Source organism: Janthinobacterium paucivorans, from assembly GCF_051380805.1.
Classification (GTDB): domain Bacteria; phylum Pseudomonadota; class Gammaproteobacteria; order Burkholderiales; family Burkholderiaceae_D; genus Janthinobacterium; species Janthinobacterium lividum_D.
Window position 1 is genome coordinate 214,057 of sequence record NZ_JBNYXR010000003.1, and the last position, 22,265, is coordinate 236,321.

General features: G+C 60.9%; 17 protein-coding genes, 1 tRNA gene and 2 pseudogenes. 17 read left to right on the top strand and 3 right to left on the bottom strand.

Annotated elements, in window-relative coordinates; translation table 11 throughout:
• The first annotated feature begins 164 nt into the window (after positions 1-164).
• The 7 genes and pseudogenes from pilM (at position 165) to ACQ4V8_RS05570 (ending at position 8,949) form a co-directional block, all read left to right on the top strand.
• A complete protein-coding gene (gene pilM / locus ACQ4V8_RS05540; protein ID WP_436571040.1) occupies positions 165-797 on the top strand; it encodes a pilus assembly protein PilM in 633 nt (210 codons plus the stop codon).
• A complete protein-coding gene (locus ACQ4V8_RS05545) occupies positions 794-1,378 on the top strand; it encodes a PilN domain-containing protein (protein WP_436571041.1) in 585 nt (194 codons plus the stop codon). Before pilM ends, ACQ4V8_RS05545 begins: the two co-directional genes overlap by 4 nt.
• Positions 1,379-1,393: 15 nt before the next feature.
• Positions 1,394-2,428: a pilus assembly protein PilP gene (locus ACQ4V8_RS05550; RefSeq protein ID WP_436571042.1), complete on the top strand. Its 1,035-nt coding sequence runs from the start codon at positions 1,394-1,396 to the stop codon at positions 2,426-2,428.
• Between the two features lie 107 nt (positions 2,429-2,535).
• Positions 2,536-3,861: pseudogene (locus ACQ4V8_RS05555) on the top strand (type IV pilus secretin PilQ); the annotation flags it as partial.
• A 55-nt stretch (positions 3,862-3,916) separates the two neighbouring features.
• Positions 3,917-6,151, top strand: coding sequence for an Ig-like domain-containing protein (locus ACQ4V8_RS05560; protein ID WP_436571043.1), 2,235 nt, complete (start codon positions 3,917-3,919; stop codon positions 6,149-6,151).
• Between the two features lie 39 nt (positions 6,152-6,190).
• Entirely contained in the window at positions 6,191-7,816 is a 1,626-nt protein-coding gene (gene aroKB / locus ACQ4V8_RS05565; RefSeq protein ID WP_043460653.1) for a bifunctional shikimate kinase/3-dehydroquinate synthase AroKB, read from the top strand.
• Positions 7,813-8,949 (top strand): deoxyguanosinetriphosphate triphosphohydrolase, encoded by a 1,137-nt coding sequence (locus ACQ4V8_RS05570; RefSeq protein ID WP_010394521.1) that lies wholly within the window; start codon positions 7,813-7,815, stop codon positions 8,947-8,949. The genes aroKB and ACQ4V8_RS05570 overlap by 4 nt, the downstream gene beginning before the upstream one ends.
• Positions 8,950-8,986: 37 nt before the next feature.
• Here ACQ4V8_RS05570 and mutY read toward each other — a convergent pair whose 3' ends face one another.
• The 3 genes from mutY to mutM form a co-directional block, all read right to left on the bottom strand.
• Complete coding sequence (gene mutY / locus ACQ4V8_RS05575; RefSeq protein WP_436571044.1) at positions 8,987-10,162, bottom strand: A/G-specific adenine glycosylase; 1,176 nt, start codon at positions 10,160-10,162, stop codon at positions 8,987-8,989.
• Positions 10,163-10,186: 24 nt separating this feature from the next.
• Positions 10,187-12,088 (bottom strand): dynamin family protein, encoded by a 1,902-nt coding sequence (locus tag ACQ4V8_RS05580; protein WP_436571045.1) that lies wholly within the window; start codon positions 12,086-12,088, stop codon positions 10,187-10,189.
• A 90-nt stretch (positions 12,089-12,178) separates the two neighbouring features.
• Complete coding sequence (gene mutM, locus ACQ4V8_RS05585) at positions 12,179-13,015, bottom strand: bifunctional DNA-formamidopyrimidine glycosylase/DNA-(apurinic or apyrimidinic site) lyase (protein WP_436571046.1); 837 nt, start codon at positions 13,013-13,015, stop codon at positions 12,179-12,181.
• Between the two features lie 193 nt (positions 13,016-13,208).
• On the opposite strand from mutM, the gene ACQ4V8_RS05590 reads away from it, so the two are divergent.
• The 10 genes and pseudogenes from ACQ4V8_RS05590 to ACQ4V8_RS05635 form a co-directional block, all read left to right on the top strand.
• Positions 13,209-15,011 (top strand): tetratricopeptide repeat protein, encoded by a 1,803-nt coding sequence (locus tag ACQ4V8_RS05590; protein ID WP_436571047.1) that lies wholly within the window; start codon positions 13,209-13,211, stop codon positions 15,009-15,011.
• Between the two features lie 86 nt (positions 15,012-15,097).
• Positions 15,098-15,748: an outer membrane lipoprotein LolB gene (locus ACQ4V8_RS05595; RefSeq protein WP_436571048.1), complete on the top strand. Its 651-nt coding sequence runs from the start codon at positions 15,098-15,100 to the stop codon at positions 15,746-15,748.
• On the top strand, positions 15,745-16,629 hold the full coding sequence (gene ispE / locus ACQ4V8_RS05600; RefSeq protein WP_436571049.1) for a 4-(cytidine 5'-diphospho)-2-C-methyl-D-erythritol kinase: 885 nt from the start codon (positions 15,745-15,747) through the stop codon (positions 16,627-16,629). Before ACQ4V8_RS05595 ends, ispE begins: the two co-directional genes overlap by 4 nt.
• An 87-nt stretch (positions 16,630-16,716) precedes the next feature.
• Positions 16,717-16,793 (top strand) — tRNA-Gln (locus ACQ4V8_RS05605).
• 150 nt (positions 16,794-16,943) lie between these two features.
• On the top strand, positions 16,944-17,894 hold the full coding sequence (locus ACQ4V8_RS05610) for a ribose-phosphate pyrophosphokinase (protein WP_070345902.1): 951 nt from the start codon (positions 16,944-16,946) through the stop codon (positions 17,892-17,894).
• Positions 17,895-18,060: 166 nt separating this feature from the next.
• Complete coding sequence (locus ACQ4V8_RS05615; protein WP_010394539.1) at positions 18,061-18,666, top strand: 50S ribosomal protein L25/general stress protein Ctc; 606 nt, start codon at positions 18,061-18,063, stop codon at positions 18,664-18,666.
• A 115-nt stretch (positions 18,667-18,781) separates the two neighbouring features.
• Positions 18,782-19,366: an aminoacyl-tRNA hydrolase gene (gene pth, locus ACQ4V8_RS05620; RefSeq protein WP_010394542.1), complete on the top strand. Its 585-nt coding sequence runs from the start codon at positions 18,782-18,784 to the stop codon at positions 19,364-19,366.
• A 215-nt stretch (positions 19,367-19,581) separates the two neighbouring features.
• On the top strand, positions 19,582-20,673 hold the full coding sequence (ychF, locus tag ACQ4V8_RS05625; RefSeq protein ID WP_010394545.1) for a redox-regulated ATPase YchF: 1,092 nt from the start codon (positions 19,582-19,584) through the stop codon (positions 20,671-20,673).
• A 257-nt stretch (positions 20,674-20,930) separates the two neighbouring features.
• Positions 20,931-21,749, top strand: coding sequence for a sulfotransferase family protein (locus ACQ4V8_RS05630; RefSeq protein ID WP_436571050.1), 819 nt, complete (start codon positions 20,931-20,933; stop codon positions 21,747-21,749).
• A gap of 255 nt (positions 21,750-22,004) precedes the next feature.
• Positions 22,005-22,147, top strand: a pseudogene (locus ACQ4V8_RS05635) (sigma factor-like helix-turn-helix DNA-binding protein); the annotation flags it as partial.
• Positions 22,148-22,265 lie beyond the last annotated feature (118 nt).

A 22,265-nucleotide genomic window follows, 5' to 3' on the forward strand; every position in this document is an offset into this window, starting at 1 on the left:
AACCAGGATTTGGTAACAATTATTCTGCGCCAGATCACAGTCGGGCCAGATAGCTGCCGCGCGCCGCAAACACCGGTGTGAAATCCATTTACAGGCCTGCGTTGTCAGCACTAGGCTTGCGTATGGCAGGCTCCCTCCCACGGCCGCGTTTCCCGATAAAAAACATGTCCATCCGCAGTTTTCTTGGCATCGGCTTGCTGGGCGTCGACATGGCGGACGATGCCGTGCGCGTGGTCGAGTTGAGTCGCCGGCGGGGCAAGCTCTTGTGTCGGCATTGCGGCAGCGCGGCGTTGGCTGCCGGAGTCATGGTTGATGGCAATGTCGAAGATCTGCAGGGGCTGGCCACCGCCGTGCGCCTGGCATGGCGCAATAGTGGCAGTGCTTGCACCCGCGTGGCGCTGGCCATGCCGGCCACGGCCCTGATCACGCATGTACTACGCCTGCAGGCGGGCTTGCCGGAGGAACAACTGGAAATCCTGGTGGAGCTGGAGGCGGCGCAATACATGCCGTTTGCGCTGGAAGACGCCAGCCTGGATTTTTTCCAGCTGGGGCCGGTGCCACCGCTTGCGGGCCAGAAGGGGCAGGAAATCGAAGTGCTGCTGGTGGCGGCACGGCGCGCCAGCGTGCAGCGCCGTCTCGATGCGGCCACGGCGGCCGGTTTGACGCCCGTCGTCATGGATAGCGAGGCGCTGGCGCGCGAAGCGGCCGTTGCACAAGGGGGATGGCAAGCCCTGCCGGACAGTGGCCTGGCATTCCAGCTGGCGTGGGGGCTGGCCTTGCACCGGTACGTCCGATGAAGAGCGTGGCGCAAGTGCCTTGCATCAACCTCTTGCCGCATCGGCAGGCGGCGCGGCAGCGGCGTATTCAGCGACTGCTGTGGCAACTGGCTGGCGGGGCGTTGTTGGGCTTGCTGCTGGCCCTGGCGGCGGGCGCCTGGCTGCAGCTCCGGCTCGACGCGCAGCTGCGCCGCCAAGAGAGCTGGCGCAATGCCATGCTGCAGGTCAATGCCAGCCTCGCCAGCGGCAAGCGGGTGCAGGACGAGACGGCGGCATTGCTGCTGCGCCAGCAGGCCATTGCCAGTTTGCAAGAGCAACGCAATGCCTGGGTGCGCATGCTGGAGGTGCTGGCGCGGGCGATGCCGGCCGGCGTGTCCTTGCACAGCGTACGCCAGGAAATGACCATGGTGCGCCTGCAAGGGCGCGCGGCCACGCAGGAACAGGTCGCGGCATTGCTGTTGGCGCTGGAGCGAGAAGCGCCCTGGTCCCGACCGGAATTGCTGGAAGTGCGGCAGGAGGCACGCGGCGCGGTCGATGGCGCGGTGGAATGGACGATACGGCTGGCTTTGGCAAGCGTTGGGGCGGGTGCTCCGCAATCTTAGTCCTGGAGGTCAATCATGCTGAGCTTGAAAACCGCATCGCTGTGGCCGTTACCTGTGCGCCTCGCATGCGCCGCCCTGGCCGCTACGCTGGTAGTGGCCCTGTTTTACGCCACATGGCTCGATGGCTTGATGGCTGCAGTACAGGTGGCGCAAGGCGAGGAGCGCCGCCTGCGTGCCGAGTATCTGTCGGCACAGGCCAGGGCGAGCCAGTTGCCGCAGTGGCGCGCGCAGCAGCGCCAGGCTGGTGCCGAGCTGGCCCTGCTGGAACAGCAACTGCCCGACCAGCAAGCGATGGCGGTGTTGTTGACCGACATCAACGCCGCAGGCCAGTCGCGCGGTTTGCAATTTTCACTGTTCAGGCCGGGCGCGGCGCGGCCGCAAGCGCAGTATGTCGCTTTGCCGATCGCCATACAGTTGCGTGGCGCTTACCACGCCATGGGGGCGCTGTTGGCGGACCTGGCGCGCTTGCCGCGCATCGTCACAGTGCATGAGCTTGCCTTGACACTGGGCAAGGATCGCGTACTGACGCTCGATGCCGTGCTGCAGGCGTATCGCTTGCCCGAAGCAGGGGAACGGGCGGCGCAAGCGGCCCTGTCGCCCAAGGCGGGCGGTGCCGCAGCCGTGCCTGCATGGCACCGGCTTGCCACAGTCGCGCCGCATCCCTACGAGGCTGCCGCCTTGGCCGATCCTTTTGGCGCATTGTCGCCTGCGCCCGCACCGGGCCGGCGGGGCAGCGTGGCCGGGCCCGACCCGCGCCGCCTGCGCGAAGCGCTGGAAAACGTGGCGCTGCCGGCTATCAGTATGGTCGGTAGCGTGCAACAGGCCGGGCGCCTGAGTGCGCTGCTCATGGCGGGCCAGCGCGTGTACCGGGTGGCGGTAGGCCAGTATCTAGGGCCAGACCACGGCTTGGTCACACAGATCAGCGAACAGGCGTTGCAGTACCGGGAGTTGCTGCAGGAGGCGGGCGGCGAGTGGCGTGAACGGCATGGCAGCCTGACCTTGCAAAAGTCGGGAGAGGCCAAAGCTGGCGTGCCGGAGGCCACGCCATGAAGGCGTCGGTGTGGATGTGCTCGATGTACTCGCTATGCTTGATATTGCTGCATGGTGCCGCCTTGGCCGGGGACGAGGCCGTGGTGCTGGTAACGGCGCCGCGCCTGTATGCTGGCGAGAAAATTTCCGTCGATTTCCAGAACGTGGGCGTGCGCGCGGCCTTGCATATCCTGGCCGACGCCTCGGGGCAAAACATCATCGCCAGCGACAGCGTGGCAGGTAACCTGACGCTGCGCCTGCGCGACTTGCCATGGGACCAGGCGCTCGACGTACTGCTGCAGGCGAAGGGCCTGGACATGCGGCGCAATGGCAATGTGCTGTGGATCGCGCCGCGCGAGGAAATGCTGGCGCGCGAAAAACTGGAGCTCGAAACGCGCGCGCAGATCGCGGAACTCGAACCCTTGCAATCAGCCATCTTCCAGCTCAACTACCAGAAGGCGGAAGCGTTCCGCACCTTGTTCGGCCTGGATGCCGGCGAGGGGCGCAGCCGCTTGTTGTCGCGCCGTGGCAGCGTGATCATCGAGCCGCGCACGAATCAGCTGTTCGTCACTGACGTACCGGCGCGGCTGGAGCAGATCCGTCAGTTGATCGCCAAGACAGATATCGCGACGCGACAAGTGATGATCGAGGCGCGCATCGTCGAAGCGAACGACAGTTTCAGCCGTAACCTGGGCGCGCGCCTGGGTTTTACCGACCAGCGCCTGGCAGCGGGCCAGGTGCCCGGCTTTTCGCTGGGCAGCAGCGCTCGCCGCGCGGCTGTCGGCGCTACGTATCAGGGCGTGGGCGAGGCGACGGGGCAAACGGTGGCCGGCACCGGCGCCTTCGTGCCGAACACGCAATTCGTCAACTTGCCGGCCGCCAGCATCAACGGCTTGCCGCCAGCCAGCTTCGCCCTGAGTCTGTTTTCGGCAGCTGCCAACCGCTTTTTGAACTTGGAACTGTCCGCGCTGGAGGCGGACGGCAAGGGCAAGATCATTTCCAGCTCCCGCGTGGTGACGGCCGACAAGGTGCTGGCGCTGATCGAACAGGGTATCGAATTGCCGTATCAGGTCGCCACCAGCAGCGGTGCCACCTCAATCACGTTCCGCAAGGCAAACCTGCGCCTGGAGGTCACGCCGCAGATCACGCCGGATGGCAACGTGGTGCTGGAAGTGGACGTCAACAAGGACAGCGTCGGCCAGGAAACGCGCTCCGGCTTCGCCATCGACACCAAGCACGTGCGCACGCAAGTGATGGTGGAAGACGGCGGCACGGTGGTGCTGGGCGGCATTTACCAGCAGTCCGAACGCGGTACGGAAAGCAAGGGGCCGATTCTTGGCGACATTCCCTTGCTCGGTGTTTTTTTCCGCAGCACGGGCCGCAGTCAAGAAAAAACCGAACTGATGGTGTTTATTACGCCGAAAATAGTGGCAGATCGGCCTGCAACACGTTAATGTCACATCTTTACGTTTCAGTAATAATGCAAACGAAAACGGACGGATGGCGACGATGCGAAATTTCTCTTTAGGCAATACTTCTTGGCGTGCTGTATCGAATTGGCTGGTCTTGCTGGCGCTGGGCACCATGCTGGCCGCGTGTGGTGGCGGTGGCGGCGATCCGACCCTGGGCAGCAAAGATGGCGCCAATTCTGGTGTTGCCAGTGTGGCACTGGTTGCCAGCGCGAGCAGCATAGTGGCATCGGGGGAGGATGGCACGGAAGTGGCATTGACGGTCGTGGTTAAAAATGCCGGCAACAATGCCATAACGGGTCAAACTGTTGCTTTTACGGCCAGTTCGGGCACGATCAGTAATACTGTTCGTGTCACGGACGCGAATGGCACGGTGACGGAAAAGCTGAGCGTGAAAGGTGACACGACTCTGCGCGACATTACCATCAAGGCCAGCAGCGGGGGTATCGATTCAGCACCGGTGTTGGTGAAAGTGGTGCCTGTTACCTCGGGTATTGCCAGCTTGCTGCTGACGTCTTCCGGCGGCTCGCTGGCCTCGTCTGGCGGCACGGCCGTCAATGTGATTGCGTTTGTCAAGGATGCCAACAATGCCGTCGTTCCCAATGCCAGCGTGACCTTCAGCGCTGATTCGGGAGCGCTCGGTGCGACGCTGGTCAGTACCAATGCGCAAGGGCAGGCGATAGTCAGTCTCAATACGGGCGGCGATGCCAGTTTGCGCACGATTAAAGTCAGTGCCAGCGCCGGCGCGCAAAAAGCCAGCACGGATATCGGCGTCAGCGGCACCAAGCTCGCTGTGAGTGCCTTTTCTTCCGTGAATCTGAAGACAAGTACGGATATGGTGGTCAAGTTGGTCGATTCTAGCGGTAATCCACTGGTGGGCAAGCCGGTGACATTCAGCGCGCTAACCAATCCGCTGATGGTGAAGGGCGGTGGCGGCAGTCCCGCTCTGACCGATAATAATGGCCAACTGATATTGAGCTACAACGCCCAATCTGGTACCGGCGATACGATCACCATTAAGAGCCAGGGCGATAGCGTGGTAGTGCCGGTGGCGATCAATGCGGCCAATTTCACGATCAACGCCGTCACCGATGCCAGTGTGGCTTTGACGACACTGGCAACCCAGACCTGCTACGCGATTGCCGTGCACAACGATGTGGCCGGCACCGCGCAAACGGGTAATGTGCGTTTCAGTACTTCGCGCGGCGCGATTTACCGGGACGCCGCCTGCGCCACGCCATTACTGGCGCCACTGGCGCTCGTTGGCGGCAATGCTATCGCCTATGTGCAGGCTGATGGCGCGGGGCGGACGTCGTTGACTGCCAGGAACGAGAGCACGGGTGTGTCGGTGCAGGCCGATGTGGAATTCGTCGCCCCGCTGACGCCACAGGCAACCATTACCTTGCAGGCCGACCCTGCAGTAATCGGCGCCAATACGGCAGGCAGCACTTCCCAGCGCAGCGCCCTGCGTGCCATCGTGCGCGATGGTACGGCGCAAAACAATCTCGTCAAGAATGCTCAGGTCGGCTTTACCATCCAGAGTGATGCCAGCGGTGGCTCGTTGAGCTCGCCATCGGTGGTCAATACCGATGCCGATGGCATGGCCACTGTCAGTTATATCGCCGGTCAAGCCAGCACGGGAGTCGATGGCGTGATCGTCCAAGCCCAATTGCAGGGCGCATCGAGCAGCAGCGCCAAGGCCAGGCTGACAGTAACGAAGAAATCGCTGTTCATCAGTGCCGGCAGCGGAAATGTGCTCGATGGCACGGACAGCAGCACCTATCGCAAGACTTATACTGTGTTTGTGACGGATGCCGCTGGCAATCCGGTGCCTGACGTAATCATCACGGCCGCTGCCTGGCCCAAGTCGTATTACAAGGGCACTCTGCAGTTTTCCTCGGCGGCAACAAGCTGGATTCGTGGGCCGAGCGTGACATGTACGAATGAAGACCAGAATCGTAACGGCATGCTTGATGCTCTCGAAGACGAGAATAAAAACGGCTACCTCGATCCCGGCATTCCGCTCAATGTCTCCACCGGAGGCAAGACCGACAGCAGCGGCACCACCACCGTGACGCTGACTTATCCACGCGACAGGGCCAACTGGCTGGACGTCGAATTGACGATACGTGGCAATAGTTCCGGGACGGAGGCAACTTATGTCGGTTACACTTTGCTTCCGGGGCTGTTCTCGGACTTTAACCGCCAGGATGTGTCTCCACCGGGCGTGATTAGTCCGTACGGGCAGGCGAATGTTTGTAGTGATTCAAAATAATTGTCGCAGCACATGCAAAATCTGTTTTTAGTAGGTCTCATGGGCGCAGGCAAAACCACGATCGGGCGCATCCTGGCCCGCAAGCTGGGCTTGCGCTTTGTCGATTCCGACCATGAAATCGTGGCACGCACGGGGGCGACCATCCCGTGGATCTTTGAAATCGAGGGGGAAGCCAGCTTTCGCCGGCGCGAGGCCGAAGTCATCCGCGACCTGAGCGCGCAGGAGGGCATCGTCATGGCCACGGGTGGCGGTGCCATCCTCAATGCTGACAGTCGCGCCTACCTGAAGGAGCGCGGCACGGTGGTGTACCTGCGCGCCAGCGTCAGCAACATCCTGGCGCGCACCAGCCACGACAAGAACCGCCCCTTGCTGCAGACGGCCGACCCGCGCGGCAAACTGGAAGAGTTGACGTCACAGCGCGAGCCCCATTACATGGAAGTGGCCGACATTGTGATCGACACCGGCCGTCCTAACGTACAATCAATGGTTCAGACCATCCTGATGCAGCTGGCCAGCCTTGAATGCGAGGCTTCGCCCAACTGCGTCATTCATGCAGAGCCTTCGATGAACGAGCAATCCAAAATGTTGTTGAGCGTAGATCTCGACGAACGCAGTTATCCGATCGCCATCGGTCCCGGCCTGCTGGCCGATGCTGATGCGCTGCTGCGCCATATCAGCGGTCACAAGGTGGCCATCGTCACCAATACCACTGTCGCCCCCCTGTACCTGGGCCGCCTGCAGGCGGCACTCGCCAGCGATGGCCGCGAAGTGATCTGCATCGTCCTGCCGGACGGCGAAGAATATAAAAACTGGGCCAGCCTGATGCAGATTTTCGACGCGCTGCTGGCCAATAAATGTGACCGCAAGACCACCCTGGTGGCCCTGGGCGGCGGCGTGATCGGCGACCTGACCGGCTATGCAGCCGCCAGCTATATGCGCGGCATCGGCTTTGTGCAAGTGCCCACCACCTTGCTGGCGCAGGTCGACTCCTCCGTCGGCGGCAAGACCGGCATCAACCACCCGCTGGGCAAGAACATGATCGGCGCCTTCTATCAGCCGCGCGCCGTGATTGCCGATACGTCGACCCTGGAAACCCTGCCGGCGCGCGAGCTGTCGGCTGGCTTGGCCGAAGTGATCAAGCATGGTGCCATTATCGATGCCGACTTCTTCGACTGGATCGAAGCGAACATGGGCAAGCTGATGGCACGCGACAAGGGCGCGCTGGCGTATGCGATTGCCCGCTCGTGCGAAATCAAGGCCGACGTGGTGCGCCAGGACGAACGCGAAGGCGGCTTGCGCGCCATCCTGAACTTCGGCCATACCTTTGGCCACGCCATCGAAGCGGGCCTGGGCTATGGCCACTGGCTGCATGGCGAAGCCGTCGGCTGCGGCATGGTGATGGCGGCCGACCTGTCCTGCCGCATGGGCTATATCGAGCAGGCAGTTGTGGAGCGCGTGCGTAAACTCGTCGCTTGCGCCGGCCTGCCCGTCAAGGCACCGGACCTGGGCGTCGAGCGCTGGCTCGAACTGATGGAAGTGGACAAGAAGAACGAGGGCGGCGCCATCAAGTTCATCTTGTTGAAACCACTGGGCAGCCCGTGCATCACGTCCGCGCCGCATGAAATGGTGCTCGCCACCTTGGCCGCCGGAGTGCAGCAAGCATGACCCCCGAAGACTTCCTTGCCCCATATGCGGCCCATTCGGCACAGGGGCAGGGACGTCGCTTTGCCGAAGCGGCGCACGCTTCGCGCAGCCAGTTCCAGCGCGACCGCGACCGCATCATCCATTCCTCGGCCTTCCGTCGTCTCGAATACAAGACCCAGGTTTTCCTCAACCACGAGGGCGACTTGTTCCGCACGCGCCTGACGCATAGCCTGGAAGTGGCGCAGGTGGGACGCTCGATCGCGCGCAACTTGCGTTTGAACGAAGACTTGGTTGAAGCGATCGCCCTTGCGCATGACCTGGGCCACACGCCATTCGGCCACGTTGGCCAGGACGTGCTCAATGAGTGCATGCGCGAGCACGGCGGCTTCGAACACAACCTGCAAAGCCTGCGCGTGGTCGACACGCTGGAAGAGCATTACGGCGCCTTTGACGGTTTGAACCTGATGTTCGAGACGCGCGAAGGCATATTGAAACACTGCTCGCTGGCGCATGCGCGCGAACTGGGTCCCGTGGCCCAGCGCTTCATCGACCGCACGCAACCAACCCTGGAAGCGCAGCTGACCAACCTGGCCGATGAAATCGCTTACAACAGCCACGATATCGACGACGGCCTGCGTTCCGGCCTGATCACCATCCAGCAGCTGGAAGAGGTAGCATTCTTCGGCCGCCTGTGGCGCGAGGTCCAGCAGGCATTTCCCGGTCTGTCGGGGCGGCGCGCCATCTACGAAACCCTGCGCCGCCTGATCACCGCCCTGGCCGACGATCTGATCGTCACCTCGAATGCCTTGATCCTCGATGCGGCGCCGCGCGACGTCAACGACGTGCGCGCCAGTGCCCCGCTGATCCGCTTTTCGGACGCCATGCGCCGTGACGCGACGGACCTGAAACGCTTTTTGCGAGCGAACCTGTACCGTCACTACCAGGTCAATCGCATGCGCGTCAAAGCGAGCCGCATCGTGCGCGAACTGTATGACAGCTTCATGGCCGAACCGGCCCTGCTGCCACCCGACTATCAACTCAAGGAGGGTGAGCTCACGCAGCAGGCGCGCAAGATCGCCGACTACATCGCCGGCATGACGGACCGCTACGCGATCCGCGAGCACCGTCGTCTGTATTCTTTGGATGAGTTGTAGACCGGCTGCGCCAGCGCCAGTACGACTAGCCTGCGCACTAGAACATGCTGCGCTGCGCTGCACGCGTATCGCCGAATAGGTCCAGCAGCAGTTTCTTGATCGGCGCAGGCAGCGGTGCGCCCGCAATTTTCGCGCCGTCGTACCAGACATGGGTCGCTTCCCCGGCCAGTGCAAGGCGGCGCGCAAGCGTGATGCGGCAGGGGACGATGTGCAGTTTGTAGTGCGTAAATACATGCACGATGGGCAGCAGCCGTTCCTGCGTCTCGATCTCGCCGAACGGCGCCACGGCATGCGTCAGTGTCTGCTGGTCTATTTCTCGCGCCGAGTGCGCATCAGCGAGTACATGGCCATCGAGTTCGGGCAGCGACAGCAAGCCGCCCCAGATGCCCGAGCCGGGGCGCTGCTCGAGCAGTACTTGGCCGTCGTCGATAATAGCAAGCATGACGGCGTGCTTTTCCGGACTGGTTTTCTTCGGCTTGCGCACAGGCAGATCCTTGGTGCGGCCAGTGGCGTAGGCCACGCAGCGCGGTTGCAGCGGACAGCGGCCGCAATCGGGACTGCTGCGCGTGCACAGGGTGGCGCCGAAGTCCATCAAGCCTTGCGTGTAAGCTTCGATGCCTGTTTCAGGCAGCAGCGCTTCGGCACGGCGCCACATGGCGTCCTCGACCCGTTTCTCGCCGGGATAGGCGTCGATGCCGAAGGTGCGCGCGAACACGCGCTTGACGTTGCCGTCCATGATGGCTGCGCGCGTGCCGCTGGAAAACGCGGAGATGGCGGCGGCCGTCGAGCGACCGATGCCGGGCAGGTCGGCCAGCAGGGCCGGGTCGCTGGGAAAAATGCCATCATATTCGGCCACCACGCGCTGCGCGCATTTGTGCAAGTTGCGTGCCCGCGTGTAGTAACCGAGGCCGCTCCACTGCGCCATCACGTCTTCCACCGGTGCTGCTGCCAAATCGCGCAGGGTGGGGAAGCGTTCGAGGAAGCGCGCATAGTAGCCGAGTACTGCTGTGACCTGCGTTTGCTGCAGCATGATTTCTGACAGCCAGATCAGGTAGGCGTCGCGCGTGTTTTGCCAGGGCAGTGCATGGCGGCCATGCTGCTTTTGCCAGGCGATGACGGTGTTAGAAAAAGTCGGGTCGACATAAGTTTCAAGCGTATTTTCAAAGTGCGCTGCGCCCGGGGCGGGCGAGAGCGGATGCAGCAAACGTTTCATGCAGGGTTCCAGTGTTCTGTTGTTTTATGTTGCGCTGGCGGTGCGCAAGGCAGCCAGCAATTGCGCCAGCTGCACCTTGTCGCGTTCGAGCGCCGCCAGGCTGGCCTCGAAGCCGCTAATTTTCTGTTCCAGGCCGTCGGTGGCGTCGTGGATGCGCTGGATCGAGGCGAAGCGCAGTTTCAGCTGTTCCTTGTACTCGACGATCTGCGCTTCGAGCGGCGCCATGATGACTTTCAGCCAGGCGCTGGCGTCGTCGTTGGCGTTGGTGAAACAGCGGCGCACGCGCGACGCTATCGTGTCGAAGAATTTTTCCATCAGTACGACCCGGCTGGTGGTAAGCAGGGTCGCCGTGCCGAACTGCTTGTGATACACCGCTTCGATATCGGCGATCTCCTGGCGGTAACGGGCCAGCGAAAACGGCATCGGCATGGCTAGCGCCAGGCCGTGTTCGGCGGCGAATTTGCGGTACATCACGTGCATCATTTCCGTGATCTCGGCTGTCTTGCCTTCCGAGCGCTCCAGGTTACTGGCGATGCGTTCAAAATACTGGCGCACGGCCTCGCGCAGGCCCGTAAAAAAGCGGCTGCGCTGCATGGCCGCGCGCACACCGTCAATATCGTCGCGCACGATGTCCATGCCCAGGCTCGTATATAGTTCCGTCGACAGGCGGGTGAACACGGCGCGCGTCGCTTGCAGCTTGAACAGGCTGCTGTCGAATTCCTTCTTCTCGATATCGATGCGCCGCATCATGTGGGCGATCACGCTCTGGTTCTTGCCGCGCAGGCTGTGCAGCTCGTGCAATTGCTCGGCGATGCCGCGTGCGCGCGCCGCCGCCTGTACCTGTTGCGCCGCTTCGATGGCATCGAGGTCGAACGCCAGCTGGCGTCGGATGATGTCTTTGCGCGCGGGGATCAGCTCCTCGAACAGGGCCGTTTCCAGCGCCTGCAAGCGGCTCTTTTCCAGCAGCGCCGCATCCTGGTTGATCTTGCCCACCAGGGCCTTTTGCGCCGAGACGGGAAACACCTGGCCCGCGTCCAGGGTCAGCAGGTGCGCCACGCTGGCCTGCTGGCGCTCGATCGCTTGCGCCACCTCGGCGTCGCCGCGCAATTCATCCCACATGCTGTCGATCTTGTTGAGCACTACCAGGCGCCCCACGCCGGCGCCGATATGGTTGCGCCACACCTCGATATCGCTGCGCGTGACGCCCGTGTCGGCCGCCAAGATGAATAGCACCGCGTGCGCATTCGGGATCAGGTTCAAGGTCAGTTCCGGTTCCGTGCCGATGGCGTTCAAGCCCGGCGTGTCGAGGATGACCAGGCCCTGTTTCAGCAGCGGATGGGGGAAGTTGATGATGGCGTGGCGCCACATGGAAATTTCCACCAGGCCATCCTCGTCTAGCATGGCGGGTGCATCCGCGTCGTCGGCGTCGTACAGGCCGTAGCGGTCCGCTTCTTCCACGCTGACTTTTTTCGTCAGGCTGACCTGGCGGATGGCTGCCTGCATGTCGCCACCGGCATCGATGTTCAGGGGCAGGACGGTCCAGGCGGCGGGCAGGTCGCGGTAGTCGCTGGTGGACAGGTTCTGCGCGCGCGTCTCGATGGGCAGCAGGCGGATCGATGGTGGCCATGCCGCGTCGTACAGCAGCTCGGTGGGGCACATGGTGGTGCGGCCCGCGCCCGAAGGCAGGATGCGCTGGCCATAGCCGGCAAAGAAGAGGGCGTTAATCAGCTCGGATTTGCCGCGCGAGAATTCCGCCACGAAGGCCACGGACAGGCGATCATCAAGCAGGCGGGAGACACAGCGTGCCAGGCGTAGCGCGGAAGCGCCGTCGACCAGGCCCGCCGCGCTGGCGGCTTGCCGGTATGCCTGCAAGGCGGCCAGCACATCCTGGCGCCATGCGCTGTATTGTTCCAAGTCCCTGACCATCTGGCTCCCTTTGCGTGTAACACCGATCAAAACCTGCTGCGCTTCTCGACCATAATTGGCTGCCGCCCGTGACGGTTTTGTCAGGCGTGCTTATTTTTGGCAGTGCACGCAGTAAAACGTGGAACGCTGTCCCTGCACGATTTGGCGTATCGGCGCGCCGCACACGCGGCATGGCTTGCCTGCGCGATTGTAGGTGAAATACGTTTGCTGGAAGTAGCCGGATTGGCCGTTCACGCCGATGAAGTCGCGCAGGGTGCTGCCGCCTTGCACGATGGCTTCGGCCAGCACGTCGCGAATCGCCTGCGCCAGCTTCTCATAGCGCGCCAGGCCGATGCGCCGGGCCGGCGTCTTCGGGTTGATCCCCGCGCGAAACAGGCTTTCGGAACAATAGATATTGCCCACGCCGACGACGATGTCGCCTGCCATCAGCACCTGCTTGATACTGCTGCCCTTGTTGCGCGTTTTCTCGTATAGCAGTTGGCCCGTGAAGCCGCCTTCCAGCGGTTCCGTGCCCAGGCCGCGCAGCAGTGCATGGCCGTCGAGCGGGCCGTCGGCCTGGTCGTGCCACAGCACGGCGCCAAAGCGGCGCGGGTCCGTCATGCGCAGCACCTGGCTGGCGCCGTCTGCAGTTTCCACGACGAGGTCAAAATGGTCGTGTTTTTGCGCCTCCGTCCCCATCGGTAGCACGCGCAGGTGACCCGACATGCCCAAGTGGATGATCAGGGTGCCGTGGCGGAAATGGATCAGCAGGTATTTGCCGCGCCGCCCCGTCAGGCCGATGGTATGCCCCGACAATTGTTCGCCCAGGGCAGGCGGGAAGGGCCAGCGCAGGCCGTCGCGGCGCAGCACGACGGCGCGCACGGCGCGTCCCTCGAGGTGGGGCGCAACACCGCGCCGTGTGACTTCGACTTCTGGCAATTCTGGCATAGGGCTCGCATGGTTGAAAACCGGGTAAAAACTGGCAGCTTGCCGGCAGATGGCTGGTCCGGGCAGACTATGTGGTCACGCCATAAATATTTCGTTACTTTCGTTACTTTCGTTACTTTCGTTACATACGCGAAGTACGCAATAGTCGCGTTGGGCGTAAAATCAAACTTTGTCGTTTAGCCAGGATCAGCCTTTGAAAAACGCTTTCGCCATTGTAACCTTGTCCGCCCTGATGGCCACGCATGCCTTGGCCCAGACGCCTGTCGCCCCCGCCGATGCTGCGGCCCGCCCTTCGGCGGCCGGGCTCGCCGCGCCGCAGGAAGCGGGCGCCGAGTCCGAGGCCGAGTCCGAGGCCGATGCCAAGTTGCAGGACTTGCCCAAGGTCGAATTGAGCAGCGACTTGCTGTACAAGCTGACCCGCGCTGAAATGGAATTCAAGAGCGGCCAGTGGCAAGGGCCGTACGTGACGATGATGGTGGCGGCGCAGCAGACGCGCGACCCGCGCCTGGCACGGCGCGCTTCCGAGATGGCGCTGGCCGCCAAGCAGGGCGGCGAAGCGCTGGCGGCCATTCGCCTGTGGCGCGAGCTGGCGCCCGATTCCGACGAGGCGACGCAGTTCTTCCTCGGCTTCGTCGTGCTGACGGACAAGATCGAAGAGGCGGAAGCGGTTTTTGCTGAACGCCTGGCCAATGCGCCAGCTGGCGGGCGCGGCGTGGCCCTGTTCCAGATGCAGCAGATTTTGTCGCGCTCGAATGACAAGCTGTATGCCTACTCGATGCTGACGCGTCTGGTGCAGCCCTACCAGGACATGTTCGAAGCGCACCTGGTGCTGGCGCAAGGTGCCTTGTCGATCGACGAGCGCGAGCGCGCCATCGGCGAAGCCAACAAGGCACTGGCGATCAAACCCAATTCCGAACTGGCTGTGCTGACGCTGGCGCAGGTGACGGGCCAACCCGAGGCGGCAGGCAAGCTGCTGGCCACTTTCCTGCAGAAGAACCGGGACGCCGTCGAAGTGCGTAGCGCCTATGCGCGCCTGCTGGTTGAGCAAAAACAGCTGGAGCCGGCGCGCGATCAATTCCTGCTGCTGCTGAAAAGTGCGCCCGATAACGTCGGTGCCCTGTATGCGCTGGGTATCGTGGCGCTGCAGCTGGAAGACATCAAGGGCGCCGAGCAGTACTTCAAGCGTTTCCTGGCGGTGCTCGAAAAATCGCCTGGCGACACGCGCGATCCGTTCAAGGCCCTGATGATTTTGTCGCAGATCGCCGAGAAGCGCGGCGACGTGGACGGCGCCATCGCCTGGCTGGACAAGGTCGACAACAGCGCGTCAAGCGGCTATGTCGAGGCGCGCTTGCGCCGCGCCCAACTGATTGCCCTGGGCGGCAATCTCGATGCGGCCCGCAAGGCGCTGACGGAAATCGAAACGGACGATCCGGCAAGTCAGGCGCAGGTGCTGCTGATCGATGCGCAATTTCTGCGCGACGCAGGCTATGTGCAAAGCGCCTACACGGTGCTGGAAAACGCTGTGCGGCGCTTCCCTGACAATCCCGAATTGCTGTACGACTACGCCTTGCTGGCAGAGCGCCAGGATAAACTCGATTTAATGGAGGCCAGCCTGCGCCGCGTGATGACGCTGGCACCCGACAACCAGCATGCGTACAACGCTTTGGGCTACTCGCTGGCCGAACGCGGCATCCGCCTGCAGGAAGCCCATGCGCTGATCGAGAAGGCGCTGCAGATGGCGCCGGGCGACCCTTTCATCATGGACAGCATGGGCTGGGTCCAGTTCCGCATGGGCAACCTGGCCGCGGCGGAAAACGCCTTGCGCCGCGCCTATGCCGTACGCAGTGATCCGGAAATCGCCGTCCACCTGGGCGAAGTGCTGTGGCAGAAGGGCGACCAGGATGAAGCGAAAAAGCTGTGGCGCGATGCGCAAAGCAAGGACCCGAAAAACGCCGCGCTAAAAAGTACGCTGGCGCGATTGAATGTCAGTTTGTGATTGTTAACCCAAGGGCAAATTCTGGGGTCAGACCCTGAGGGTCTGACCCCGGGTTTTGCACTTGGGGTGAACTCAAAAAATTCCCCATGCCAAAAAACTTCATCCCCCTCGCTGTTCTGTGCCTGTCCCTCTCGGCCTGCTCGACCTTGACTTCCCCATTCTCGTCCGACACCGCGCCATCGGGTAAAACCGTCGCGCCTTACCGCGAACAGGTGGAGCTGACTGGTCGCCTGAATGTTGTGTACCAGAAGGATGACAAGCCTGAATCGGCCACCGTCAATTTCAACTGGCAGCAGACAGCGCAGCGCACCGACGTGACCCTGTATTCGCCCGTCGGCAGCACCCTGGCGACGATTGCCGTCACGCCGCAACAGGTGGTGTTGACGCAAAGCGGCAAGGCGCCGCGCAGCGCGCCTGACGTCGACACCCTGAGCGCGCAGATGCTGGGCTGGTCCTTGCCCGTGTCGGGTTTGCGCGACTGGCTGCAGGGCTATGCCGTGGCTGCCGACGGCAAGCGCTTTGTCGCTGCCCCCGGCAATGACAGCGTGACGACCAAGGACGGCTGGCGTTTGCGCTATGTATCGTGGCAAGAAGTAGGGCAAAATGCGGGCGAAAATGTCGCTGGCACCTTGCCCCAACCGCGGCGTATCGATGCCGAACGTCATGCCAGCGCGCAGGCCGATGCGGTCTCGCTGCGTATCGTGCTCGATCCTACCCCTTCCGCAACTGCACCATGACACTGACGACCCTGAACCATTGCCCGGCCCCGGCCAAGCTGAACTTATTTTTACACGTCAACGGCCGCCGCGCCGATGGCTACCACCTGCTGCAGACGGTGTTCCAATTGCTCGACCATGGCGACACCTTGCACTTTTCGCTGCGCGACGACACGGCGATTGTCCGCGTGACGGCGCTGGCCGGCGTGCCGGAGGAGCAGGATCTGATCATCCGCGCCGCCAGATTGTTACAGGCGCAGGTGCTGCGCCGCACGGGCGCTTTGCCGCGTGGCGTCGATATCGCCATCGACAAGGTGCTGCCCATGGGCGGTGGCCTGGGCGGCGGCTCGTCCGATGCGGCCACCGCGCTGATGGCGCTGAACCGCTTGTGGCAAGCGGGCTTGACGCGCGAGCAATTGATGGCGCTGGGCTTGCCGCTGGGTGCTGACATCCCGTTTTTCATCTTTGGCGAGAATGCGTTTGCCGAAGGCGTGGGCGAGGCCTTGCAGCCGGTTAGCACGCCAGAATGCTGGTATGTGGTGATCGAACCGGGCGTGCAAGTGCCCACCGCTGCAATTTTTTGCGCGCAAGGCTTGACGAGAAATACCGAACCCGTCACAATAGCGGACTTTTCCAGGTACCTCGCAGAAGGAAACGATGCGGGCGGGTTTGGTAAAAATGATTTACAGCAAGTAGCATGTGGTCTTTTCAAGCCGGTAGCAGATGCGGTAGAATGGCTGAGTGCTTACGGTGAGGCCAGGATGACTGGTTCCGGTGCTTGTGTATTTTGTGCGTTTGGCAGTCAGGAAGAAGCGGATGCGGTGCTCAGTAATGTGCCACCAGTCTGGATCGCCTGGAAGGCAAAAGCGCTGAATCGACACCCGATGCTCACGCTGTTGTAAAGAAAAGCAGGTAGCAAAAAATATTTTGCTTAGCGTCAAAAAGTCGGTATAATGCTGGCCAACATGACGGCAAGCAGTCAGTTACGTAGGGGAATCGCCAAGCTGGTTAAGGCACTGGATTTTGATTCCAGCATGCGAAGGTTCGAATCCTTCTTCCCCTGCCACCAATTCACCGTAGTCTGTCGATGCGAAGTTAGCGTCCAGTGCGGGAAAAAGCAGATATGTCGCCACGCGGCATATTGTAAAAAATGACTGACCGGGCCTATGCCCGGTTAGTGCTTTTCAAGACTTCTATATCACCTCTTGGGACTCCCATGGCTTACGAAAACCTGATGGTTTTTACCGGCAACGCGAATCCAGCGTTGGCAGAGGGGGTCGCAAAAAACCTCGGCATCCCTCTCGGTAAAGCAAACGTTTCGAAATTCTCCGACGGCGAAGTAATGGTCGAGATTAACGAAAACGTGCGCGGCAAGGATGTTTTTGTTTTGCAATCCACCTGTGCTCCAACCAACGACAGCCTGATGGAAATCATGCTGATGGTTGATGCCTTGAAACGTGCTTCCGCTGGCCGCATCACCGCCGCGATCCCTTACTTCGGCTACGCCCGCCAAGATCGTCGTCCGCGCTCCGCGCGTGTGGCGATTTCTGCCAAGGTGGTAGCGAATATGCTGGAAGAAGCCGGTGTCGAGCGCGTCCTGATCATGGACTTGCACGCTGACCAGATTCAAGGTTTCTTCGATATCCCAGTCGACAATATCTACGCTTCGCCTATTTTGCTGGGTGACCTGCAAAAGAAAAACTACCAGGATTTGCTGGTGGTGTCGCCTGACGTTGGCGGTGTGGTACGTGCGCGCGCCTTGGCAAAACGCCTGGGCTGCGACCTGGCCATCATCGACAAGCGTCGTCCAAAAGCGAACGTATCCGAAGTGATGAACATCATCGGTGAAGTCGAAGGGCGCAACTGCGTGATCATGGATGACATGGTCGACACCGCAGGCACGCTGACCAAGGCTGCCGAAGTGCTCAAAGAGCGCGGCGCGAAAAAAGTCGTGGCGTATTGCACGCACGCGGTGCTGTCCGGCCCGGCGATCGAACGTATTTCGGCTTCGCCACTCGATGAGCTGGTCGTGACCGATACGATTCCCCTGTCCGAAGCGGCCCTGGCCTGCGGCAAGATTCGCCAACTGACGTGCGCGCCATTGCTGGCCGAGACGTTCAAGCGCATCATCAAGGGTGACTCGGTAATTTCTCTCTTTATCGACTGATACGGTCAATAGAAACAGACGTAATGCCTGCGGCGCGACCGGCTTTTTGCCTGTTGCGCCGCAGTGTTTTAGTTTTCGGGGCGCGCATGCGCCCATTTTCGAAGATTCCTGGTCGCGGGAATCTTCATAACACAAGGCGCAAGCCTTGTTCTTCTTGGAGTTTCACATGAAAGTTATCGCATTTAAACGCGAATTGCAAGGTTCCGGAGCGAGCCGCCGCCTGCGCATTTCCGGCCTGACCCCTGGTATCGTCTACGGTGGCGCTGAAGGCCCTGTGCTGGTATCGCTGGATCACAACGCTCTGTACCACGCTCTGAAAAAAGAAGTGTTCCACTCGTCGATCCTGGATCTGGAAATCGACGGCGTTTCCCAGCAAGTTCTGTTGCGCGACTTCCAAGTCCACGCATACAAACAACTGGTTCTGCACGCTGACTTCCAGCGCGTTGACTCCAAGCAAGCTGTCCACGTGAAAGTGGCGCTGCACTTCATCAACGCTGACGTTTCCCCAGCAGTCAAACTGCATGGCGCGACCATCAGCCACGTTGCCAACGAAATCGAAGTTTCGTGCCTGCCAGGCCAACTGCCAGAATTCATCAACGTTGACCTGTCGAACATCGACGTCGGTCACTCCTTGCACATCGGCGACCTGGTCCTGCCAGCTGGCGTGACCGCGGTCACCCACGGCGCCAACCTGACCATCGCTACCGCTTCGGTACCGGCTGGCCACGTTGCTGCTGAAGCAGCTGCTGTTGTTGACGCTGACAAGAAGTAATTTTGCCGCCGCAGCAATGCGGTAGTCGCAAGGAAAAACCCGCCAGGTTCGCCGCGCGGGTTTTTTTCTGCCTGTTTTCACCGATAATGTTTTCCTTTTCATTGCAGACACAGCCATGCCCATACGCCTGATCGTCGGCCTCGGCAACCCGGGACCCGAATACGAACAAACCCGCCACAATGCCGGTTTCTGGCTGGTGGACAATCTTGCCAACAGCTTGCCTGGCACGCGCTTGCAGCGTGATTCGCGCTATAACGCCATGCTGGCGAAAACCTCGATAGCCGGCAAGGAAGTCTGGCTGCTCGAACCGCTGACCTTCATGAATCGCTCGGGCCAGTCCGTGGGCGCGCTGGCGCGCTTCTTCAAGATCGCCGCCGATGAAGTGCTGGTGGTGCACGACGAGCTCGATCTGATGCCCGGCATTGCGCGCCTGAAAAAAGGTGGCTCGGCCGGCGGCCACAATGGCTTGAAAGATATCACTGCAGCGCTGGGCACGCAGGATTACTGGCGCTTGCGCCTGGGCATCGGTCACCCTCGCACCCTGAGCTTGCAACAGCAGGTGGCCGATTTCGTGCTGCACCGCCCGCGCCGTGAAGACCAGGAGTTGATCGAGCAAGCGATTGAAAAATCCTTGCAGCTCATGCCGCAGATCGTCGAAGGCAAGTTCGAGGCAGCGACCATGAAGCTGCATACGGCCTGAGAGTAGGGCCTGATGGCGTCACGATACGGCTGTTTTGGCGTCATTTGGACATCATCGGGCTTTTGAAGCGCGGCTGTCAGGGGTACAATTGACCCCTTGAAATGCAGCACACGCACTATCCCCGGAAAATGGCGCAGCAGCGCCCCATTTTCCCTAACAGCACGGCAAGCACGCCGATAGACGGCGCCATGTGCTTTGATTATTAAAGGTTTTCCATGAGTCTCCAATGCGGTATCGTCGGCTTGCCGAACGTCGGCAAGTCCACCCTGTTCAATGCACTGACGAAAGCCGGCATCCCGGCTGAAAACTATCCGTTCTGCACCATCGAGCCGAACGTCGGCGTCGTCGAAGTGCCGGATCCACGCATGGATGCCTTGGCCGTCATCGTCAAGCCGGAACGCATGGTCAACGCCATCGTGGAATTCGTCGACATCGCCGGCCTGGTGGCAGGCGCGTCGAAAGGTGAGGGCCTGGGCAACCAGTTCCTGTCGCATATCCGCGAAACCGATGCCATCGTCAACGTCGTGCGCTGCTTCGAAGATGACAACGTCATCCACGTCGCCGGCAAGATCAATCCGCTCGACGATATCGAAGTCATCCAGACCGAACTGGCGCTGGCCGACATGGGCACCGTGGAAAAAGCCATCCACCGCGAAAACAAGAAAGCGCGTTCGGGCGACAAGGACGCGGCCAAGCTGCTGGCCATCATGGAACGCATGATGCCTTACCTGAACGATGCCAAGCCGGTACGCGCCATGGGCCTCGATGCTGACGAAATGGAATTGATCAAGCCTTTGTGCCTGATCACGGCCAAGCCAGCCATGTTCGTCGCCAACGTGTCGGACACGGGCTTTACCAATAACCCGCTGCTGGACCAGCTGACGGCCTACGCGCAATCGCAAAACGCGCCCATCGTCGCCATCTGCGCATCGATGGAAGCGGAAATCGCCGACCTAGATGCCGCCGACAAGGGCGCATTCCTGGCCGATATGGGCATGCAAGAGCCTGGCCTGGACCGTCTGATCCGCGCCGCCTACAAGCTGCTGGGTCTGCAAACCTACTTCACGGCGGGCGTCAAGGAAGTGCGCGCCTGGACTATCCATGTGGGCGACACAGCCCCGCAAGCGGCCGGCGTGATCCACACCGACTTCGAACGCGGCTTCATCCGCGCGCAAACCATCGCCTATGACGACTTCATCGCCTTTAAGGGCGAAGCCGGCGCCAAGGAAGCGGGCAAGATGCGCGCCGAAGGCAAGGAATACGTGGTCAAAGATGGCGACGTGCTCAATTTCCTGTTCAACGTCTAATTCCAATGAGGTCAGCGGCTTGAGAACCGCTGGCCAGACTGAACCCACGCTGCCGTTCGTGCAGCGTGGGTTCAGCATGGGAGCGCGTTGTGACGTAACAGACGCTGCCGTTGCATGATGTAGTGCCTTCAGTGTGCCGGGTCTACCCTGGTATCCTGAACACTCGTCATCTGTCTTAGCAATGGAAAGCCTATTGCGATGGGCTTTTACACTTCTATGGCTATCATTCTCGCAATGAAGTTGAAAGCGACACTCCCATGTTTTATATATTTGGCTCCCCACGTTCCGGTACCACCTTACTGGCGCAATGCATCAGCTCCCACCCCGATCTTGTTGTTCCGGACGAAACCGATTTCATTGTGCCGCTCGCCTTTCTCATCAACCGGGTCAGGGATGAGGCCATTGGCCGGGAATTGATCTTCAAGATGATTGTCAGTTCGAACCGTTTTTCCGCCAGCCTAGGACAATATGTCAGCCAGAAGGACATACGTGCTTGCGTATTTGACTCCGCCTATGATGCCAACACCATCGTCAATGTTATTTATGCCAAGCTGGCTGAGGCTGCCGGAAGAAAGAAGGCTGGCGACAAGTCACCGAATGACCTGATGTCCATGCGCATGCTGATCGAGTCTGGCACGCTAGGCGGTGCGGACAAAGTTATCCATGTCGTGCGCGATATTCGTGATCTGATGCTGTCGTTGAACCGGACTGGGTGGGCGGAAGATTTCGACGAGTATTTTCCCAGAATTTGGTCGTCGACCAATCTGTACTTGAAATACGAGATGGAAAAAGCGGCGGAGAATTACCTGCTTATACGTTACGAAGACTTCGTGGCCTATCCTGCCCGGGTGTTGACGGGGGTGGCGCAATTCATGGATGTTAAATATACCGATGGAATGTTGCGTCCGGAAAACAGGAGTACCCGTTACCATGGCGTCAGTCATCACAGTAATCTTTATAACGAGATTAATACGGGATCTGTGCGGCAGTTCGAGACAGCAATGACTGAAGAGAGCCGTGAGAAATGTCGCCGCCAGGCTGGCGAAGCCATGCAGGCTTTCGGATACGCGGAATAAGCGCGTCGCCGCGCCAGATGGGTCACGACCTTGCTTGTGGCCCTTACCCGATGTTCGCCTGGTTCACCTCTCCAGGCCTATCGCCTGTTATGACGTTGACCTTTCGCTGAGAATTAATATAAATAATTCTCATTGGCATCTCAATGCGCCTGTTTTACCAAGGAGCATTGTCACAGGAAGGGCATCGTGAGCATCGCCGAGTTAGCGCTTCAGCAGCAATTCAGCAGTCTGTACACCGCCCACCATCACTGGCTGCGTGGATTGCTGCTGTGCAAACTCGATGGCCTGAGCTACCGCGACATCGTCGCTACATTGCATGTGTCCGTCTCGTCCGTCGAAAAATACATCGCCGCGGTTTGGTGGCCTGCTATAAGGCCTTGCACGCGCAGGACGCCTAAGCCATGGAGGCGGTGATTGCGCCCGCTGGTGTGCCGCACATCCGCACCATGACCTCGCCTGGCAGCGTTTACAAGCGTTCGAGGGCAAGCAGCATAGCGCGCCGCGCGATGCTGCCCG

What these genes read in the sequence shown, in the direction of transcription:
- pilM (WP_436571040.1), top strand. Translation starts at nt 165, where the DNA reads ATGTCCATCCGCAGTTTTCTTGGCATCGGCTTGCTGGGCGTCGACATG.
- ACQ4V8_RS05545 (WP_436571041.1), top strand. Translation starts at nt 794, where the DNA reads ATGAAGAGCGTGGCGCAAGTGCCTTGCATCAACCTCTTGCCGCATCGG.
- ACQ4V8_RS05550 (WP_436571042.1), top strand. Translation starts at nt 1,394, where the DNA reads ATGCTGAGCTTGAAAACCGCATCGCTGTGGCCGTTACCTGTGCGCCTC.
- ACQ4V8_RS05560 (WP_436571043.1), top strand. Translation starts at nt 3,917, where the DNA reads ATGCGAAATTTCTCTTTAGGCAATACTTCTTGGCGTGCTGTATCGAAT.
- aroKB (WP_043460653.1), top strand. Translation starts at nt 6,191, where the DNA reads ATGGGCGCAGGCAAAACCACGATCGGGCGCATCCTGGCCCGCAAGCTG.
- ACQ4V8_RS05570 (WP_010394521.1), top strand. Translation starts at nt 7,813, where the DNA reads ATGACCCCCGAAGACTTCCTTGCCCCATATGCGGCCCATTCGGCACAG.
- mutY (WP_436571044.1), bottom strand. Translation starts at nt 10,162, where the DNA reads ATGAAACGTTTGCTGCATCCGCTCTCGCCCGCCCCGGGCGCAGCGCAC.
- ACQ4V8_RS05580 (WP_436571045.1), bottom strand. Translation starts at nt 12,088, where the DNA reads ATGGTCAGGGACTTGGAACAATACAGCGCATGGCGCCAGGATGTGCTG.
- mutM (WP_436571046.1), bottom strand. Translation starts at nt 13,015, where the DNA reads ATGCCAGAATTGCCAGAAGTCGAAGTCACACGGCGCGGTGTTGCGCCC.
- ACQ4V8_RS05595 (WP_436571048.1), top strand. Translation starts at nt 15,098, where the DNA reads ATGCCAAAAAACTTCATCCCCCTCGCTGTTCTGTGCCTGTCCCTCTCG.
- ispE (WP_436571049.1), top strand. Translation starts at nt 15,745, where the DNA reads ATGACACTGACGACCCTGAACCATTGCCCGGCCCCGGCCAAGCTGAAC.
- ACQ4V8_RS05610 (WP_070345902.1), top strand. Translation starts at nt 16,944, where the DNA reads ATGGCTTACGAAAACCTGATGGTTTTTACCGGCAACGCGAATCCAGCG.
- ACQ4V8_RS05615 (WP_010394539.1), top strand. Translation starts at nt 18,061, where the DNA reads ATGAAAGTTATCGCATTTAAACGCGAATTGCAAGGTTCCGGAGCGAGC.
- pth (WP_010394542.1), top strand. Translation starts at nt 18,782, where the DNA reads ATGCCCATACGCCTGATCGTCGGCCTCGGCAACCCGGGACCCGAATAC.
- ychF (WP_010394545.1), top strand. Translation starts at nt 19,582, where the DNA reads ATGAGTCTCCAATGCGGTATCGTCGGCTTGCCGAACGTCGGCAAGTCC.
- ACQ4V8_RS05630 (WP_436571050.1), top strand. Translation starts at nt 20,931, where the DNA reads ATGTTTTATATATTTGGCTCCCCACGTTCCGGTACCACCTTACTGGCG.